This window comes from Acetivibrio straminisolvens JCM 21531, from assembly GCF_000521465.1.
Taxonomy (GTDB): domain Bacteria; phylum Bacillota; class Clostridia; order Acetivibrionales; family Acetivibrionaceae; genus Hungateiclostridium; species Hungateiclostridium straminisolvens.
Window position 1 is genome coordinate 1 of the sequence record NZ_BAVR01000007.1, and the last position, 17,740, is coordinate 17,740.

At 37.3% G+C, this 17,740-nt stretch carries 13 protein-coding genes, 4 tRNA genes and 3 pseudogenes; 15 read left to right on the forward strand and 5 right to left on the reverse strand.

Going from position 1 to position 17,740, the window contains the following annotated elements; translation table 11 throughout:
* The first annotated feature begins 152 nt into the window (after positions 1-152).
* From JCM21531_RS02890 to JCM21531_RS02900, 4 genes are all read left to right on the forward strand, one after another.
* A complete protein-coding gene (locus JCM21531_RS02890) occupies positions 153-704 on the forward strand; it encodes a hypothetical protein (RefSeq protein ID WP_038287235.1) in 552 nt (183 codons plus the stop codon).
* A gap of 420 nt (positions 705-1,124) precedes the next feature.
* On the forward strand, positions 1,125-2,465 hold the full coding sequence (locus tag JCM21531_RS02895; RefSeq protein ID WP_038287237.1) for an ABC transporter substrate-binding protein: 1,341 nt from the start codon (positions 1,125-1,127) through the stop codon (positions 2,463-2,465).
* Positions 2,466-2,532: 67 nt separating this feature from the next.
* Entirely contained in the window at positions 2,533-3,054 is a 522-nt protein-coding gene (locus JCM21531_RS20260; RefSeq protein WP_054846976.1) for a CHASE3 domain-containing protein, read from the forward strand.
* Positions 3,047-4,759, forward strand: a complete 1,713-nt coding sequence (locus tag JCM21531_RS02900) for a methyl-accepting chemotaxis protein (protein WP_243467127.1) — start codon at positions 3,047-3,049, stop codon at positions 4,757-4,759. Before JCM21531_RS20260 ends, JCM21531_RS02900 begins: the two co-directional genes overlap by 8 nt.
* A gap of 242 nt (positions 4,760-5,001) precedes the next feature.
* Here the strand turns inward: JCM21531_RS02900 and JCM21531_RS02905 are convergent.
* A tRNA-Leu gene (locus tag JCM21531_RS02905) sits at positions 5,002-5,088 on the reverse strand.
* Between the two features lie 328 nt (positions 5,089-5,416).
* Here JCM21531_RS02905 and JCM21531_RS02910 point away from each other — a divergent pair.
* On the forward strand, positions 5,417-5,956 hold the full coding sequence (locus JCM21531_RS02910; protein WP_038287238.1) for a nucleotidyltransferase: 540 nt from the start codon (positions 5,417-5,419) through the stop codon (positions 5,954-5,956).
* Positions 5,957-6,058: 102 nt separating this feature from the next.
* Positions 6,059-7,459 (forward strand): UDP-N-acetylmuramoyl-L-alanine--D-glutamate ligase, encoded by a 1,401-nt coding sequence (gene murD / locus JCM21531_RS02915; protein ID WP_038287240.1) that lies wholly within the window; start codon positions 6,059-6,061, stop codon positions 7,457-7,459.
* Positions 7,460-7,528: 69 nt separating this feature from the next.
* Here murD and JCM21531_RS02920 read toward each other — a convergent pair.
* The 3 genes from JCM21531_RS02920 to JCM21531_RS02930 form a co-directional block, all read right to left on the reverse strand.
* Positions 7,529-7,613 (reverse strand) — tRNA-Tyr (locus tag JCM21531_RS02920).
* 63 nt (positions 7,614-7,676) lie between these two features.
* Positions 7,677-7,752: transfer RNA gene (locus tag JCM21531_RS02925), tRNA-Phe, on the reverse strand.
* A gap of 14 nt (positions 7,753-7,766) precedes the next feature.
* Positions 7,767-7,843 (reverse strand) — tRNA-Ile (locus JCM21531_RS02930).
* Positions 7,844-8,062: 219 nt separating this feature from the next.
* Here JCM21531_RS02930 and holA point away from each other — a divergent pair.
* Positions 8,063-9,075, forward strand: a pseudogene (gene holA, locus JCM21531_RS24240) (DNA polymerase III subunit delta).
* A gap of 88 nt (positions 9,076-9,163) precedes the next feature.
* On the opposite strand, the gene rpsT reads toward holA, so the two are convergent.
* A complete protein-coding gene (gene rpsT, locus JCM21531_RS02940) occupies positions 9,164-9,427 on the reverse strand; it encodes a 30S ribosomal protein S20 (protein ID WP_038287241.1) in 264 nt (87 codons plus the stop codon).
* Between the two features lie 234 nt (positions 9,428-9,661).
* Here rpsT and gpr point away from each other — a divergent pair.
* The 8 genes and pseudogenes from gpr (at position 9,662) to gatA (ending at position 17,727) form a co-directional block, all read left to right on the forward strand.
* Positions 9,662-10,650 (forward strand): annotated as a pseudogene (gene gpr, locus JCM21531_RS02945) (GPR endopeptidase).
* Between the two features lie 220 nt (positions 10,651-10,870).
* Entirely contained in the window at positions 10,871-11,197 is a 327-nt protein-coding gene (locus JCM21531_RS20275; protein WP_243467130.1) for a hypothetical protein, read from the forward strand.
* A complete protein-coding gene (locus JCM21531_RS20280) occupies positions 11,194-11,721 on the forward strand; it encodes an N-acetylmuramoyl-L-alanine amidase family protein (RefSeq protein ID WP_243467145.1) in 528 nt (175 codons plus the stop codon). Before JCM21531_RS20275 ends, JCM21531_RS20280 begins: the two co-directional genes overlap by 4 nt.
* Before the next feature lie 283 nt (positions 11,722-12,004).
* Positions 12,005-12,700 carry a M50 family metallopeptidase gene (locus JCM21531_RS02955; protein WP_038287242.1) on the forward strand — a complete coding sequence of 232 codons (696 nt, stop codon included), beginning with the start codon at positions 12,005-12,007 and terminating at the stop codon, positions 12,698-12,700.
* 119 nt (positions 12,701-12,819) lie between these two features.
* Positions 12,820-14,808: pseudogene (gene ligA / locus JCM21531_RS02960) on the forward strand (NAD-dependent DNA ligase LigA).
* A 259-nt stretch (positions 14,809-15,067) separates the two neighbouring features.
* Positions 15,068-15,625 carry a hypothetical protein gene (locus JCM21531_RS02965; RefSeq protein ID WP_038287244.1) on the forward strand — a complete coding sequence of 186 codons (558 nt, stop codon included), beginning with the start codon at positions 15,068-15,070 and terminating at the stop codon, positions 15,623-15,625.
* A 310-nt stretch (positions 15,626-15,935) separates the two neighbouring features.
* Positions 15,936-16,223, forward strand: coding sequence for an Asp-tRNA(Asn)/Glu-tRNA(Gln) amidotransferase subunit GatC (gene gatC, locus JCM21531_RS02970; protein ID WP_038287246.1), 288 nt, complete (start codon positions 15,936-15,938; stop codon positions 16,221-16,223).
* A 43-nt stretch (positions 16,224-16,266) separates the two neighbouring features.
* Complete coding sequence (gene gatA / locus JCM21531_RS02975) at positions 16,267-17,727, forward strand: Asp-tRNA(Asn)/Glu-tRNA(Gln) amidotransferase subunit GatA (RefSeq protein WP_038287248.1); 1,461 nt, start codon at positions 16,267-16,269, stop codon at positions 17,725-17,727.
* Positions 17,728-17,740: the final 13 nt, after the last annotated feature.

Consider the following 17,740-nt stretch of genomic DNA (forward strand, 5'->3'; position numbering starts at 1 on the left):
TATAACGATAAATATGATATAATTAATTTGATTATTTTATGTAAAACAATATTTAATTAACAATAGATATTAAAGTAATTTTTTTTTTGGTGCTTTTGACATAATAAATTTTATAATTTGCAAATGTCAAAAACGCCAGAAGGGAGGGAAAAATGGAAGGATTGTTTAATACTAATGGAGAACTGCTCACTGGCGGTTTTACGGAGGCTATCTGTAACAATGAACTTTGCAGGAGCATTAACGAGTTGGACAGCATCACAGATGTTGACCGGTATTTGGAGAATCTGGGGAATATTGTGCATATGTTAATGGAAGAGATTAAGCAGGTTAACAGCGAGACAAAGCATTTATTCGGAAAGCCTGGGGATACTACCCCTTGGATTTTAAATGAAAATATCAGACTAAAGATGTATAAGATGGTACAGAAATTGGGAGATTTTCTTCCTGCCAATGAAGATGTAAGAATAAAAAAGGAGACTATAGCAAAACCGGTAAATACATACATTGGAATACTTAAGCTCAAGATATGCATGACAATTATCCAGATTTTTGCCACATCTTTCAAGTCTGTACTTCCTATGAAAAGCGAATATTCCCGATTTCAATCTAATTTGACATATATATTTAATACCGCACTGGAAATAGAAAACGAACTGGGTAAGGCTTTAGACAGCAACAGAATAAAGAATTTTATTCAAAACTAGGGCAAATTATAATAATTAAAGTTATAAACAGACACCTAATTTAGATATTAAACCTGTCTACTTGACAGGGGACATATCGAAACCGGGTGTCTGTTGTTATTAGGCCTCTTGGAATGAAATGAAAGAGGCAAAAGCGAAAGGACTTGATGCCCCGAGCTTTTATTGTACAAAGCATGTAGAGGAGAATGTGTCAAGTTCAAAGAATTTTGATTAAAGAATTTTATTGAATGGATCGAATAAATATGGTATAATAAAATATATAGTTTTGTAAAATTCTGTTTTTCAAAACGACATTTCCTAATTTAATTGATTTTCTTTTTATATCTCTTGATTTATACTGCTGAAGAATAATTTGATTTCGGATAGATATTTACATGTTGCTTCATTGTTTTTTACTATTCCGAAAAGGAGGAAAAACATATGAAAAACATAACGATTAAGATGTTGTTATTGGTTCTTTCGGTTTTGTTGCTTGCCGCTTTTTTTACCGGGTGCACTAAAAAACCTGCCAGTGCAGAGGAAAATACAGAGCCCCAAGTAGTTTTTAGTACTCCCCGACGAGAGATTGACCTAAACGGTTATACCGTTAAGATTGCTCAATGGTGGGATGGAAGTCCAAAGGATAGAATGAGTATTGAGCGTCACAGGGCTGCTGAAGAGAAATTTAATTGCAAGATTGAATATGTAACCATTGCATGGGATCAGATTGTAAGTAAATTTACTTCATCGGTATTATCGGGAGAGCCGATAGCCGATATTATTCTATTTGAAATGACAAAGGCACTTCCTGTGTTTGCCGAATCGGACCTTATAATTCCGGTGGACGACTATTTTAACTTTAATCATCCCAAATGGCCGTCTATAATTAAACAAACAGGAAGGTATGCAGGAAAGCAATACGGATTTACCAATGCTTCTTGGAATATATCGGGCATTTATTACAACAAGGTGTTGTTTGACAGGCTGGGATTGCCTGACCCGTATGTACTTCAGGAGAACGGGGAATGGACATGGGAAAAATTCCTTGAAATAGCGCAAAAAGCAACAGGGGATGAGGATGGAGACGGACAAAATGACCGGTGGGGATTGGTAATTCAAGGTCATAATCTGTATGCTGCCCTTGTTTTATCCAATAATGCCAATATAATAAATATTGATGATTACGGAAAAGCTACTTTTGCTCTTGATGACCCGAATGCCATTGAAGCCCTTCAGTTTTTTGGGGATTTGCACAATAAGTATAAGGTTGTGGCTCCTGTTATGGATTCGACTGACTGGTATGAAGCTCCTCGGGAATTTTCAAAAGGCAATGTTGCCATGTTTTTCGGACAAGGATGGGACGGACAGGATTTAAAAACTGCAATGAAAGATGATTTTGGTTTTGTATTTTTGCCTAAAGGGCCTAAAGCTTCCGATTACATTGTTCCTGTTCAGCAGGAATGTAAAATATATGTAATGCCCAAATATGCCAAGCATCCTAAAGAGGTAGCTAAGGTTTTTGAGGAAATATTCCCATTTTATAATGACATGGTGGGTTTCGAGTATTGGATTGCGGAATTTTTAGACAGTACTGAAGAGAAAGCTACAGTCAGAAAGATGCTTGAAAAAGGCAAAGTGTCGATGCACCAGGGATATCCTACATTTGATAACCTGCTTTTCAAAAAGGTGACCGGTGAAATAATAGATAAAAACGTTCCTGCGGAAATTTTTATAAAAGATTTTAAGGATGAAGCCCAGAGGGCTATTGATTCCGAATATTAAAAGTAAATTGATACAAGCGGTTTAATAAACTTGATACTTCCACCTTAATTATGTAGGAGGCAATTTTATGAATTTCATAAAGCGTTTACCGGATTGGTTTAAAGGAAGTATGGAATTTTGCAATAAAATGATTGTTAGTTTAAAGAAAAAGCTAAAGGATGGGTATGACACTTGGCAAAAAATTAATAATACGAATAGCGAAAAGGGAAATAAAAATGTCGAAAAAATACTTGATTTTTTAAGTATGCCTTTAAGGAGCATTAGTATACAGACAAGGCTTTTTATATCTTTTACTTCAATTGCCCTGATACTTTTGCTTATTACCGGTTATCTGTCCTACAGCAAATCCAGCGAAGCTATGAAATCGAAAATCAGTACTTATTCAATACAGATAACAAATCAGCTGGGTGGCATATTGGAAAGGGAAATGGACAAGTATGGGAAATTCCTGAATGATTTTTCTTCCGAGAGGTCTTATTTTCAAGATGTTTTGGTTAAAATGAGAGAACCTGGTATGGATTTATATTCCAGAAGAAAGCTGATTAACGATGTGGAAGCTATATGGCCAGATGATAGGGACTTTGGGTAATAGAATTGAGCTGATGAAAGTTGTAGTTAACGATGAAATTGAAGTGTTTTATGGTAATAACAATATAATTACGGACATGGATACGGATAAAATTATTGAAGATATTGAGAACTCAAGTCAGATTAATAATTTCAGCTTTTATATTTCGAAAAATGAAGAGGGTGAAAAGAATTGCTACCCGATGATTACTAAAAAAATCATTTCCGTCAGAACGGGAAAAAAACTGGGATATATTATTTTTATGTTGGGAGAGGATTTTTTATTAAATCAATACAGAGAGGTTGATTTAGGAGAAGAAACCGGTATTTTTATAATGAATGAAGAAGGTATAGTAGTATCAAGCAATAACAATGAAATTCCCATAGGTGTTAGGTTTGAAAATGAGGAATTTATCAATAATTTGACAATAAGCAAAGATAAAGAAATATATTCTTTTCCGGCAAACATAAACAATGAAAACTGCCATATCACGTTCACATACCTGAGCAAATTTGGATTGTATCTGATTAGCAATATCCCGTATTCATATCTTAATAGAGAGTCGAGCAATCTTTTATCAACGATAATTTTTGTCTTTTTAGTTTGCTTTTTAATTACTGTTTTGCTGTCATTCATAATAACCCGGAGTATTTCATCTCCTTTGCAAAAGCTTGTGGAATTGATGAAGAAAAACAGGGACGGATGTCTTACTGTTGATGAGACCGACAATAACAAGGATGAAATCAGCGTTGTTATAAACAACTTTAATGATATGATTGAAAACATAAGGAAGGTAGTATTAAAAGGCAATGAATCATCAATCCATGTATTAGACAGTTCGCAGAAAATTAAGCTGTCTGCAAACAGGTCCAGAAGTCTAACATCGAATATTGCTTCCACTATGGAGGAGATAGCAAAAGGTTCGGCAAAGCAGGCAGAGGATATTTCAGATGCCGTTGGTTGCATAGATAAGCTGTATGACGGAGTAAAAGAAGTTGAATGTAAAACCACTGTTGTATCCGATATCGCGAATAATACCCACATGTTGAGTGAGAACGCTCTTGTTGTTGTTGAAGAACTGAAAAACAAATCGATAGAGACTAAAGAGGTAACAAACAAGATAATTTATGATATTACATCGTTAAATAAAGACATGAAGGAAATAAAGAAGATTATAAAGATGATTATGGATATATCCGGGCAAACAAAACTACTAGCGTTAAATGCTACTATTGAGGCAGCCAGAGCAGGAGAAGCGGGAAAAGGATTTGCTGTGGTGGCTTCAGAAGTAAAAAAACTTGCAAATCGTACAAAGGATGCATCCAATATAATAAACGACATATTGAACACTATTCAGCAAAAAACTGAGTCCACAGTGGATTATGCCAACAGCACCAGTCATATAATCAGCCAACAGTTGGAATCGGTGATTCAGACGGACAATGCATTTAAGACCATACGGGAAGGCATGGCGGATATTTCCGAGCAAATAAATAATGTGCATGATTCAATGAAGGAAATTGTGTCATTAAATGAGATGGTAAAGAATGCATTAGGCAGTGTTGCTGTTTTGTCTGAGGCAGCAGCTGCAACGTCACAGAATGCATCTTCCAATTCCCAGGAACAACTGATGGGAGCCGAAGAACTGTTGGAGTATGCAGATCAGCTAAACAAAATGGCACAGGAGCTTAATGAAACTATGTCCATATTTAAGATTGATATGTAGTAGTAATATTAAATTTATTAATTAAAGTTTATAAATTATTAATAAATTATTCATATGTTTTTAATATTTATGAGGTAATATTTATATAACCAGTGAAAACCTTTTATATAGATTTAATCTTCTATACTGGAGCTGTAGCAGGCTCCTTTTTGTTTTGGTATTTTGTGTTTGTGCATTTTTTGATATAAACGGTAAAAGGAGTAGCAATCGGCTACTCCTTTTGTAAATTATAAAACTTTATTTGGTGCGAGGAAAGGGATTTGAACCCTCACAACCTTGCGGCCACTAGAACCTGAATCTAGCGCGTCTGCCAGTTCCGCCATCCTCGCATTCGTAAGTGCAATAAATATTGTACATTAAAAATCGTAATTATGCAAGAAGAAATTTTTATATTTTTTTATAAAATTAAAAAAAGTCTAGGCATAGGCTAAAAAATGTGGTAATATTGTAACTGTCGAATACAGTAAATTGTTCCAATGAGATAATAAAAAATTACTGTACTTACTTAACATAAAACAAGATATGCAAAGATTTAAGATAGCTGTACCCGGTTTTTTGTGTTTTTTGCTGCTAAATATCTTATAGTTGTCCATTATACTATTTATGCAATTATATAATTAGAATCCGAAGGTTGATTACTATGGGGAGGGCATTTTAATGAGAAGCTTAAGTCTTGCAAATGACAGAGGCTTAAAACGCATTTTAGACATAATGGAACAGTGTTCGGAAAGAGTTGATGTAAAATTAATGAGTATTGTTTTGTATGGGGCCAGGGCAAAGGGAGACAATACTTCGCAAAGTGTATATGAATTTCTGATCTTATCAAATAATGATACTTCCCTCGATAAATTTATATTATTTAATGAAACTGTCAAGTTGGAACTTTTAAAAGAGAAATATCTAAATGTCAATGTTTTAAATTATACTCCGGAAATATTTGAGGAAATACTATATAAGGATGAGATGGTGGGAACATTTTTGTATATGATATGTCGGGAGAATATCATCCTTTACGATAGATACGGTACTTTCATGTCAATACGAGAAAGAATGATAAACAGCAAGATAAAAAGTGAAGAGGTCTTTTTAAGACAGTGCATAGAATTTTCTAAAAAAATCGGTTCGGAGAAGTGGGTTAGAAAATTTGACAAGACTTTAATGCATTATATGTACCGCAATAATCGAAGAAGGTTTTAATATTGCTTTATATAAAAAATTGAGTTAAAGTTACTTTGATTTATAATCTTATATGGGTTTTGACCATATAATATACTTGAAGTAAAAATTGGAGGAAATATTTTGAACAGCAAGTTGAATGATTTTAAAAAGAAAATAAAAAATAAGAAAGTTGCTGTGCTGGGCATAGGAATCAGCCACACACCGTTAATTTCGTATCTGTACAAACTTGGAGCAGATATAACGGCCTTTGACAAATCGGACGAAACTAGGCTTAAGCCTACATTGGAAGCGTTTAAAGGTATGGATATTAAATATAGTCTTGGCGAAGGTTATCTCGATAATTTAAAAGGTTTTGACATACTGTTCAGGACTCCGGGTATGAGGTATGATATCCCACAGATTTTGGCCGCAAAGGAGGAAGGAACTGAGATAACCTCGGAGATGGAAGTCTTTTTTGAGCTTTGTCCGGCGCAAATTTTTGCCGTGACGGGCAGTGATGGGAAGACCACAACTACCACGCTTATATATAATATGCTAAAGGAGCAGGGCTATAATTGCTGGCTGGGTGGAAATATAGGCATACCTTTACTAAGCAAAATTGATGAAATAAAGGATACGGATAAGGTTGTGCTGGAGCTGAGCAGTTTTCAGTTGCACACCATGACCGAGAGCCCTCATATAGCAGTTGTGACAAATGTTTCGCCCAATCACTTGGATGTACATAAGTCCATGGACGAGTATGTATTTGCCAAAAAGAATATTTTTAAGCACCAGTCGGCAGAGGATAAGCTGGTAATTAATTTTGACAACGATATTACCCGCGGATTTGCAAATGAGGCACAGGGGGATGTAGTCTATTTCAGCAGAAAAGCCAGTCTTGAGAAGGGCGCAATGCTAAAGGACAATATGCTGATTTTTAAAGATGGCGAATCGGTAACTGAGATTGTTAAAGCTGATGATATTGTTATTCCGGGAGTCCATAACATTGAAAATTTCCTTGCGGCTACTGCTGCAGTAATAGACTGTGTTGACAGGGATGTTATAAAAAAGGTTGCCACCACCTTTACCGGAGTTGAGCACCGGATTGAGCTTGTAAGGGAGCTAAACGGTATAAAATTTTATAATGACTCTATAGCAAGCAGTCCCACGAGAACGATTGCAGGGTTGAATTCCTTTAAAGATAAAGTGATCTTAATTGCCGGCGGCTATGATAAAAAAATACCTTATGATGCTTTAGGACCGGTAATTGCAGAAAAAGTAAAGTGTCTTGTCTTAATAGGGCAGACAGCTCCAAAGATTGAAAAGGCATTAAAGGATGAAACTGAAAGAACGGGAAAAGGCACCGATATTCCGGTTTACAGGTGCGGTTCCCTTGATGAAGCCGTTCAGACAGCTTATCGATTTGCTTCCTTAGGGGACACAATAATTTTGTCTCCGGCAAGTGCCAGCTTTGATATGTTTAAAAGTTTTGAAGAGAGAGGCAATAAGTTTAAGGAAATTGTTAATTCTATCAAAGCTTGACAAGAATAAAGGAATATCAAAAAACAAGGACAAATATAAGAAATGGTTAGAGTATTTACTCTAACATTTTGGTGGAGGGAGATGGATTCGAACCATCGAAGTCAGAGACAACAGATTTACAGTCTGCCCCCTTTGGCCACTCGGGAACCCCTCCATATATAATATTATTTTGTAAAACTAATCGGTGATACTTGCTAAATAATCCTACTATACATTATGGTGCCCAGAGCCGGAATCGAACCAGCGACACGAGGATTTTCAGTCCTCTGCTCTACCAACTGAGCTATCTGGGCAAAATATTTTGTGTTGGTGGGCCTTCAGGGACTCGAACCCCGGACCAACCGGTTATGAGCCGGTTGCTCTAACCAACTGAGCTAAAGGCCCGCATAAAACCAAGCCTGACAAAACAATGAATTCCATATTTCTCAAGGCTTTTTCTGACGGCAATGAATAGTATAATTGAAATCCGGATATAAGTCAAGAGAATTTTTACGAAAATATTTCGAAAATAGTAAATTATAATTTGAAGCAGGCTTGAAGAAATATTTCAGTAAATATATAATCTATGTTGTTGGCGAATTTCAAAGACCTTGGGAGATTAAAATGAGTATAGATAAATTAAAACTGGAAATAAAAAACGAAAGTCTAGGAAAGCTCTATCTTTTTTACGGTGAGGAAGAATACCTGAAGAAATTCTATCTGGGCAAAATTGAAGAAATAATTCTAAGAGATGATAGGACGGGTCTAAACAAAGTAGTAATAGAGGGAAAGACAGAAGCTTCAAAGATTGTTGAAGCCTGTGAGACAATGCCGTTTTTCGCAGAGAGAAAACTGGTTGTTGTAAAAAAATCGGAGTTGTTTAATTCTAAAAGGTCAAACTCCTCTAAAGAAAATAAGAATGATGAACTGGTTGAATATTTGCAAAATATACCCGATTATATATGTTTGGTTTTTTACGAGGAGGATATTGACAAAAGACTGAAAATTGTAGGCGCTGTCAAGAAATATGGTTTGATGGTGGAATTTCCTTTTCAAAAGCCTCACGAACTTGTTAAATGGGCTGTTAAAGTTTTCGGGTCCTACGGCAAGACGATTGATGTAAGTACGCATCATACCTTATAGATATATGTGAAGATGGGATGGCTGAAATATTAAACGAAATAAACAAGGTTGTTCTTTATCTGGGTGAAAGACAGAAAGTCACCGTTGAAGATATAAAAAAGGTTTGCACAAAGTCAATAAAAAGCAGAATATTTGATTTGATTGACGCTATAGCGGAAAGAAAGCTTGATTTGGCTTTGAAGCTTTTAAACGACATGATTATTTTAAAGGAGCCTCTGCCCAAGATTTTATTTATGATAGCAAAACAACTGAAGCAATTATTGGAGCTAAAGCTTTTATTTAGCAAAGGTATGGATGAGAAGGAAGTGTGTTCTAAGATGGGTTTGAACCCTTATGCCATAAAGAAAATGATCCGGCAGTCCAAGTGCTTTTCGCTGGAGAAACTGAAAAGTGCAGTACAAGAAGCCCTTGATTTGGATCTTTCAATAAAAACGGGAAAGATAAACGACAGAACGGCTGTGGAAATACTAATTTGTAATTTGGCAGCCGAATAAAAGGAGATGTAAAAAAGCTCCGGGGAGATAACCCGTGAGCTTTTAAAATCAGGCTTTAAGTAGAAAAACGTACTTTCCAGTACGTTTTTTATTTAGCGGCAGCATTTAATGCCTTAGCAAGCTTTGATTTTCTTCTCGCAGCGGTGTTTTTATGAATGATGTTCTTTGCTGCTGCTTTATCTATAGTCTTTATTGCAACTCTAAGAGCTTCTGCAGCGTTGGAATCATTGCTTGCAATAGCTTGTTTGCATTTCTTTATATTAGTTCTAAGTACTGATTTTCTAATACTGTTTTTAAGAGTCTTAGTCTTTGCAACACGTACTCTTTTAATAGCAGACTTAATATTTGGCAACCTCTTCACCTCCTGCGAGTTATTCGACAAAGAGTATTTTAACACGTTATAAATCAAAATGCAAGGCCAAAATCACATTTTTTGCATAAATATAGACAGAGTGGACAAAAAGTACATTAATGCGCTGAAAATTAAAATACAGGTATTTATTATTTGCTATTGAGGAAAAATAAAGCTTATGTGAGACATTCGAAAATATTTTACTTGGCAAAATAGGTAAGGGAGGATTATAGGGTGAGAAAGAGTATAAGAACGGATCTTGTCTTGGAAGCTCATGAACTGTTAAAGGAAAACGAGTTTAGAGAAGAAAGAAGGGACCGCCTGGGGTTGATATCGAAAATGACGGTACGGAAGATATAAAGATAACCAGAGTGAAGGTAACATCTCCTACCGGCGAGGCGGCTATCGGAAAGCCGATGGGGAATTATATCACCCTTGAGGTGCCCAGATTGAAAGAAAATGACCAGGAATTGTACGAGGAGACCTGCAAGGCTCTTGCCAAGGAATTGACACGTATATTGAATCTTAGAGACGACTCAACAATTCTGGTTATAGGGTTGGGTAACTGGAATGTTACACCGGATGCATTAGGCCCGAAAGCTGTTTCGGGACTTATGGTTACAAGGCATTTGCTTGAATATGTTCCCGAACAGGTTGACAAAGGCGTAAGACCGGTGTGTGCAGTATCGCCCGGTGTATTAGGTATTACCGGTATTGAGACGGGTGAGATTGTAAGAGGTATTGTGGACAGGGTTAGGCCCGATATAGTAATTGCAATAGATGCTTTGGCTTCCAGAAAAATGGAGAGAGTGAATACCACTATTCAGATTGCAGATACCGGAATTGCTCCGGGGTCTGGAGTAGGCAATAAAAGAATGGAGCTTTCCAGAGAAACTTTGGGAGTGCCGGTTATTGCAATTGGTGTTCCGACAGTAGTGGATGCAGCAACCATGGCAAATGACACGATTGACCTGGTTATTGATAACCTTATAAAAGAAGCAAAAGATGATGCGCATTTTTACAACCTGCTTAAAAATATTGACAAAAATGAGAAATACCAGTTGATACAAGAGGTGTTGCAGCCTTATGTCGGAAATCTGGTGGTGACTCCAAAAGAGATTGACGATGTTGTGGACAGAATTGCAAAGGTAATTGCAAACGGGCTCAATATTGCGCTTCATCAGGGAATTACATTAAACGATGTAAACAGATATGTCCAGTAAAAATTAGACTGTTTCCAATAAAATTTACATTGTAATAAAACTGTTTTTATACGATAATATAGACAACATAATTTATGAGTTGCATATTACAACTCTGCGTTGTCTTAAGTATAAAAGCAGTTTTTGCTTTTTCAGGATAAATTATCAAGCTTATTGATTTGACTTACATATATTTTGATAGTATGATTTTCAATATCAAAGGTTATAAGTGGGGAAGATTATGAACACAATGGGTTTTCTTATAAAGGTGCGAAAGTTGTATTTGCGTATTCCGCCAAAAATGAGGATAATCGTTTTGGTATTGGGGATTGCAATTCTGGCGGCAGCCGGAATTGGTATAAAGAACCAAGTTATGTCCCGGGGATCCGAAGGCGGTAACGATTATTTAACAGGCGATGGCAATAAAGTGATTGACAATAACGACAATGCAGATGGGACACGCAATACAGATGAAGCTATACCTAAAGAGGTAATAGTGGTAATAGACCGGGTCATGGGGGAGAAGATCTGGGAGCCTATAATGGAACTCTTTATGAAAAGGATATAAATCTGGATATATCATTAAAGCTGGGAAAACTTTTAGAGGAGTTGGGGGTCAATGTAGTATATACCAGGAAAACCGATGTTTTTGTTGACCTTGATCCAAGAGTTGACCTTGCAAACAAGCTTGATGCCACGCTTTTTATTAGTGTACACAGCAACTCCATGCCCGATAATTCCGACTACCGGGGCACGGAGACTCTTTACTGTCCTCCTGCGAATCCTAAATATAGTAAAATGGATGGCAAAAAACTTGCCGTAATTGTTCAGAAAGAATTGGTAAAGACCCTTGGTACTGTGGATAACGGTATAATTGAAAGGCCCAATCTGGCAGTATTAAGAAAAACTGTGATGCCGGCAGTAATAGCCGAAATTGCCTATATTTCCAATCCGTCGGACAGGGCGAAGCTGTCTGATGATTCGTTTAGGAAGAAGGCTGCCCAGGCTCTGGCCAATGCGGTTATGAAGGCACTTGACGAGATGGGGGCCGTTGTAGATGAAAACGGAACTTATACAATAATAGTAGATTAATGATTATAATTGGTTAGCTTTTTAAAAAAGAGTTATTAATAGAATTTCATAAATGAATCCAATTAGTAAAAGCTCGGGACATCGAGTCCCTTCGCTTTTGCCTCTTTCATTTCATTCCAAGAGGCCAAATCAAAAAAAGAAAGGGAAATCTCTTTCCTTTTTTATTTTCTATAGGTATAATTTTAGGTGTAAGCTTGGCAAATAAATCATTACATTATTAATATGATAATACGGTTTATTTTGCATTTATTTAAAAACATATAAAATTTTATATGAGGTGAATATGAAAACTATATGGAAATATCTGATGATTCTTATTGCTGTTGTTTTGCTGTGGAATCAGATTGTACTAAAACCGTTTAGGATTCTATCCGCGTTCTTTCACAAGGTAGGACATGCTATTGCGGCGTTTCTTTTCGGTTATGGCTCGAACGCTTTCAAAGTCGTATTTGGGTCAATGGGGGATACAATGGTTAGTGCACAAGGATGGTTTCCGTCTTTTGTGATATCCAATGGCGGTTATTTGGGTAGTATGTTGTTTTTTGTGTTGATTATGTTTTTGAAAAGGACGAGTGCAAAAAAATATCTCCTGGGGAGTCTGGCAATTATATATCTTTTTATTTCCGTAAGTGTTCCGGCTTTACGGGGGACTGTTTTATATGCTGCGATATTCACAGCAATTGCGATTCTTCTTTATATGATTCAGAGAGATGTGATAGAAGAAATTGTAATTGATGTAGTAGCAATGTCTTCCATTGCATATATTATTTATGAGACGTTGGTCGATACTGTATTGTTTAAGATTAATCAGCATTTTTCGATTGTAAAGGGATGGAACGCAGGTATTCCTTTGGATATAGCAAGATTGAGAAGTATTACAAGATTGCCGGAATTGCTGTGGGCAATAGTCTGGATTGCGATTTCGGTTTTGGTGCTAAATGCGGTGGTTTTGAAAATGACTAAAGCCAGAAGAAGGTAATGTTGATTTAAGCATAAGAACGATTGCATGGAATCAGACGGTATTAAATTATATAGTATTGATTGCTACAAGGGATAAGATATGAGAATATACGGTTGTTTAATGGAGGGAAAAAACAAGTGGACATAGAGAAAAGAATACTTGAGCTACGAGAGATTCTAAACTATCACAGCCATAAGTATTATGTGGAGGATGCACCGGAAATAAGTGATTTTGAATATGATGCTCTTTACAGGGAGCTTGAAAAACTTGAAATGGAAAGACCTGACCTTGTCACTCCGGATTCTCCTACGCAGAGGATTGGAGATAAGCCTCTGGAAGGGTTCAAAAAAGTGGTACATTCCGTACAGATGCAAAGTCTTTCCGATGTATTCAACAGGGAAGAGCTTTTGGCATTTGACAGAAGGATGAGGGAAGCATAGGAGACAATGTTGAGTATGTCGTAGAGAAAAAAATTGACGGTTTGTCGGTTTCCCTGGTTTACGAAAACGGTATATTTATAAGGGGGGCGACCCGAGGCGACGGTTTGGTTGGAGAAGATGTGACGCAGAATCTCAAAACCGTTAAATCAATACCTTTGAGACTAAAGAAGGATTTGCCTTTACTTGAGGTAAGGGGCGAAGTATTTATTTCCAAAAAGGATTTTATTAAAATAAATGAGGAGCAGGAAGCAGCAGGCCAACAGCTCTTTGCGAATCCCAGAAATGCCGCGGCCGGCTCATTAAGACAGTTGGATCCGAAAGTGACCAGTCAAAGAAAGCTTGATATTTTTATTTTTAATATACAAAGAATTGAGGGTGAAAGCTTTGAGACCCATTCCGAAACTCTTGAGTTTCTAAAAGAGCTTGGGTTTAAAGTAAGCCCGGGGTACAAGGTATGCCAAGGTATAAATGCTGTTTGGGAGGAAATAAACCGCATTGGTGAAGAGAGGGGAGACATGGATTTTGAAATTGACGGTGCAGTGGTTAAAGTAAACTCCTTGAGGCAGAGGGAGCTTTTGGGTTCTACAATCAAGGCTCCGAGATGGGCGGTGGCCTATAAATATCCTGCAGAGATCAAAGAGACTATCGTTAAACAGATATCGGTAAACGTAGGAAGAACAGGGGTGCTGACGCCAATTGCCGTTTTTGACTCGGTTCGACTTGCAGGTTCCACCGTGAGCAGAGCAACACTTCACAACATGGATATATAAAAGAAAAGGATATTAGAATAGGTGATACGGTACGTATAAGAAAGGCAGGGGACATAATTCCCGAGGTTGTGGATGTGGTTTTTGAAAAGCGCAGCGGAAACGAAGTCGAGTTTAGTATGCCTTCTCAATGTCCTGTATGCGGCGCATATGTAGTGAGAGAGGAAGGGGAAGCTGCATACAGATGTACCGGCATAGAATGTTCTGCCCAGCTTTACAGAAAGATAGTTCATTTTGCGTCAAGGGATGCAATGAATATAGAAGGTCTTGGACCTGCGATTATTGAGGTTCTTCTGGAAAAAGGCTTATAAAAGGAATAGCGGATTTGTATTATTTGCATAAAGAAAAAGAAACCCTTGTTACAATGGAAAGAATGGGTAAGAAGTCGGTTGAAAATCTTCTTGCTTCGATAGAAAAATCAAAAAAGAACAATATCGACAGGCTGATATTCGGCTTTGGAATTAGACACATAGGACTTCGGGCAGCACAACTTTTGAGTGAAAATTTCGAATCAATTGATGCTATTATGAATGCATCGGCAGAAAACATTGTGGCAATACCCGAATTCGGAGACAAGATGGCAAGAAGTGTTGAACAGTTTTTCAGCCAGAAGCAAAACAGGGATATTATAGAAAAGCTCAAAGCTGCCGGAGTAAATACTATAAGTTTTGGTAAAAAGAAAATTAAAGACAACAGGTTTGAGGGAAAAACCTTTGTGCTTACCGGCACTCTTCCAAGCTTTACTCGAAAAGAAGCGGAAGAAATTATAAAAAGTTTTGGAGGAAAGACTTCGGGAAGCGTATCTAAAAAGACTGATTATGTATTAGCCGGCGAGGATGCGGGCAGCAAGCTTGAAAAGGCAAAAGAGCTGGGGATTGAAATAATTGATGAGGAAAGATTCAGACAAATGATAGAGTAAGATATACATTTATGTGCGTTAATATATAGAGAGATTTCAAAGTGTATATAATTTTTTTAATATATAAAATCAATTATTATTAGGGGGGTACATATGTTGAAAACTGGTATTAGGTGCAACCTAGAGGGAAAGAAAATCGAAAAACACATTAAACACGATGATGAAAAAACTTTTAATGGTAATTGCGGTGAAGTGCGGTACATGAGTGCTATTTGGGTCGCACTAGGCTTTTAAGGTCAGGAAATAGGGTGTTTTGGATATGGAAGACAGATTTTTGGTTTATCTGTTCTATTGTTTTGCAATAGTACTTATACTAATGCTCGTATTTATCCTGATGGCCATTAAAAGGAAAAATAAGCGTAAAAAAGCAATTAATACGAAGAGTATTGATTACGGCAATGTTTGTGTGTTTTTCGATGAGGACAACAATGTGACTGTAATTCCTTACGCAAGAGACAAACATGGCATCGGAATAGCTGTGGAAGGTCCTATGTTTTTAAAGGCACCATACAAGCCTTTGGAACTTGGTGGGCTGGTAAGGTCTTCTATGGCTACGTGTAACGGCAAGATAATTCATTCCGACAATCAGCTTATGAACAAGCTTAAATGCAAGTCATGGAATGAATTTTCAGAAGGGAAAAGAAACATCTCCATTTACTACAAAGAAGAGCTTGGCCTCGTACTTAATACAACCAAGAAAGGTTCTGACGGTTCATACAGTTTTAATTTTAGAGGCTATGAAAAGGTTCTTAAGAATGATGTCAGCGACGAAGAATTGGGGATTGTGATAATGAATCTGCTTGAAAGGTGCAGATGAAGAAATTGGCGGTCTTTTTAAGGCCGCTTTTTGTTTGCCTCTTGGAATGAAATGAAAGAGGCAAAAGCGAAGGGACTTGATGTCCCGAGCATTTATTGCTTTTATGATTTAAAACTCCGTGTTATTGGAAATAATAGAAATAGCGTTTGGAACTATAGGGTATTGATAATTGACGCATTATTGACCATTTTATATAATAATCAATGGTGTTGTTGTTTATTTCTGAAGCTTGCACAATGCGGTATATGAAAAATTTCATGCTGCAAGGCGGCTATTTTGGTTATTGTTCACTATTAGGAAGGGAATTTACATGAAAGTTACCAAAGAAACGATAGAATATGTTGCAAACCTTGCAAGGCTGAAACTCACTGAAGAAGAAAAGGAAAAGTTTATTAGAGACATGGAAAATATTATTTCCTATGTAGACAAATTAAATGAACTGGATACATCCGAAATTGCTCCAACAGATCATGTCATACCGATAAATAATGTTTTCAGAGACGATGAAGTCTTAGATTCATACCCAAAAGACAAAATGCTGATGAATGCTCCGTCAAAAGAGAACGGATGTTTTAAGGTGCCCAAGGTGGTTGAATAGATGTGTTTTTGAGCACGCAGACAAAAGATGGGGAGGGCATATAGTGGAACTTTACCAGCTTACGGTTCACGAGATGAGTGATCTCATAAGAAGTAAAAAGGTCAGTGCTGTAGAGCTTACGCAGTCAGTACTTGATAGAATAAATGCGGTTGAGACAAAAGTTCAAAGTTACATAACAGTTCTTGGGGATGAGGCGCTAAAAAGGGCTAAAGAAGTGCAAGAGAGGATTGATAAAGGTGAAGTAAAATCACTTCTTGCAGGTATTCCCATGGCATTAAAGGACAATATTTGTACCGAGAATGTAAAAACAACTTGTGCCTCGAAAATGCTGGATAATTTTATACCGCCCTATGATGCAACGGTTTCGAAAAAGCTTTATAATGAGGATACGGTGCTTTTAGGCAAACTCAATATGGATGAATTTGCTATGGGGGCATCTACTGAAAATTCATACTTTAAGATTACTCGAAATCCATGGGATGTTGAAAGGGTTGCCGGTGGCTCAAGCGGCGGTTCGGCTGCGGCTGTTGCTGCCGGTATGGCGGGTTTTGCCCTGGGCTCCGATACAGGTGGGTCCATAAGACAGCCTGCTTCCTTTTGCGGCATTGTGGGAATGAAGCCAACTTACGGTGCGGTTTCACGTTTTGGTTTGGTGGCTTTTGCATCTTCCATGGATCAGATTGGACCGCTGACAAAGGATGTGACAGATTGCGCCATTGTACTAAATGCTATAACCGGTCATGATCCGATGGATTCTACTTCTGCCAATGTAAAATATCCCGATTATTCAAAGGCATTAATTAATGATGTAAAAGGGATAAGAATCGGCATACCTAAAGAATATATCGGAGACAGGACAAATCCCGAGGTAAAAAAAGCTGTTTTGGATGCGGCAGAGACTTTAAAAGAGCTAGGGGCGTTGTTGGAAGAGGTTTCTCTTCCATTGACTTGGTATGCTGTTCCTGTTTATTGTATTATCTCATCTGCCGAAGCCAGCTCCAATCTTGCAAGATATGACGGGATAAAGTATGGATACAGAGCCGAAAAGTATACAGATTTATTGGATTTGTATATTAAATCAAGAAGTGAAGGTTTTGGGGTCGAAGTAAAGAGAAGGATTTTGCTTGGAACATATGCACTGAGCTCAGGTTATTATGACGAATATTACAAAAAAGCGCTTCAGGTAAGGACGTTGATTAAGAACTCCTTTGATGAGGTGTTTAAAAAGTGCGATGTTCTGCTTGGTCCTACAGTCCCTGCCACTGCTTATAAAATTGGGGAGAAAAAAGAAAAACCTCTTGAAATGTATCTTGGGGATATATATACGGTGTCGGTAAATATAGCAGGCCTTCCGGCACTTACAGTACCCTGCGGGTTTGACGCTAATCACCTTCCCATAGGGATGCAGCTGATAGGAAAGCCCTTTGACGAAAGTACTTTGCTGCGCGTAGGATACACTTTTGAGCAAAATACTGAGTTTCATAAAAACAGGGCAAGGATTTGAGGTGGAAATTGGT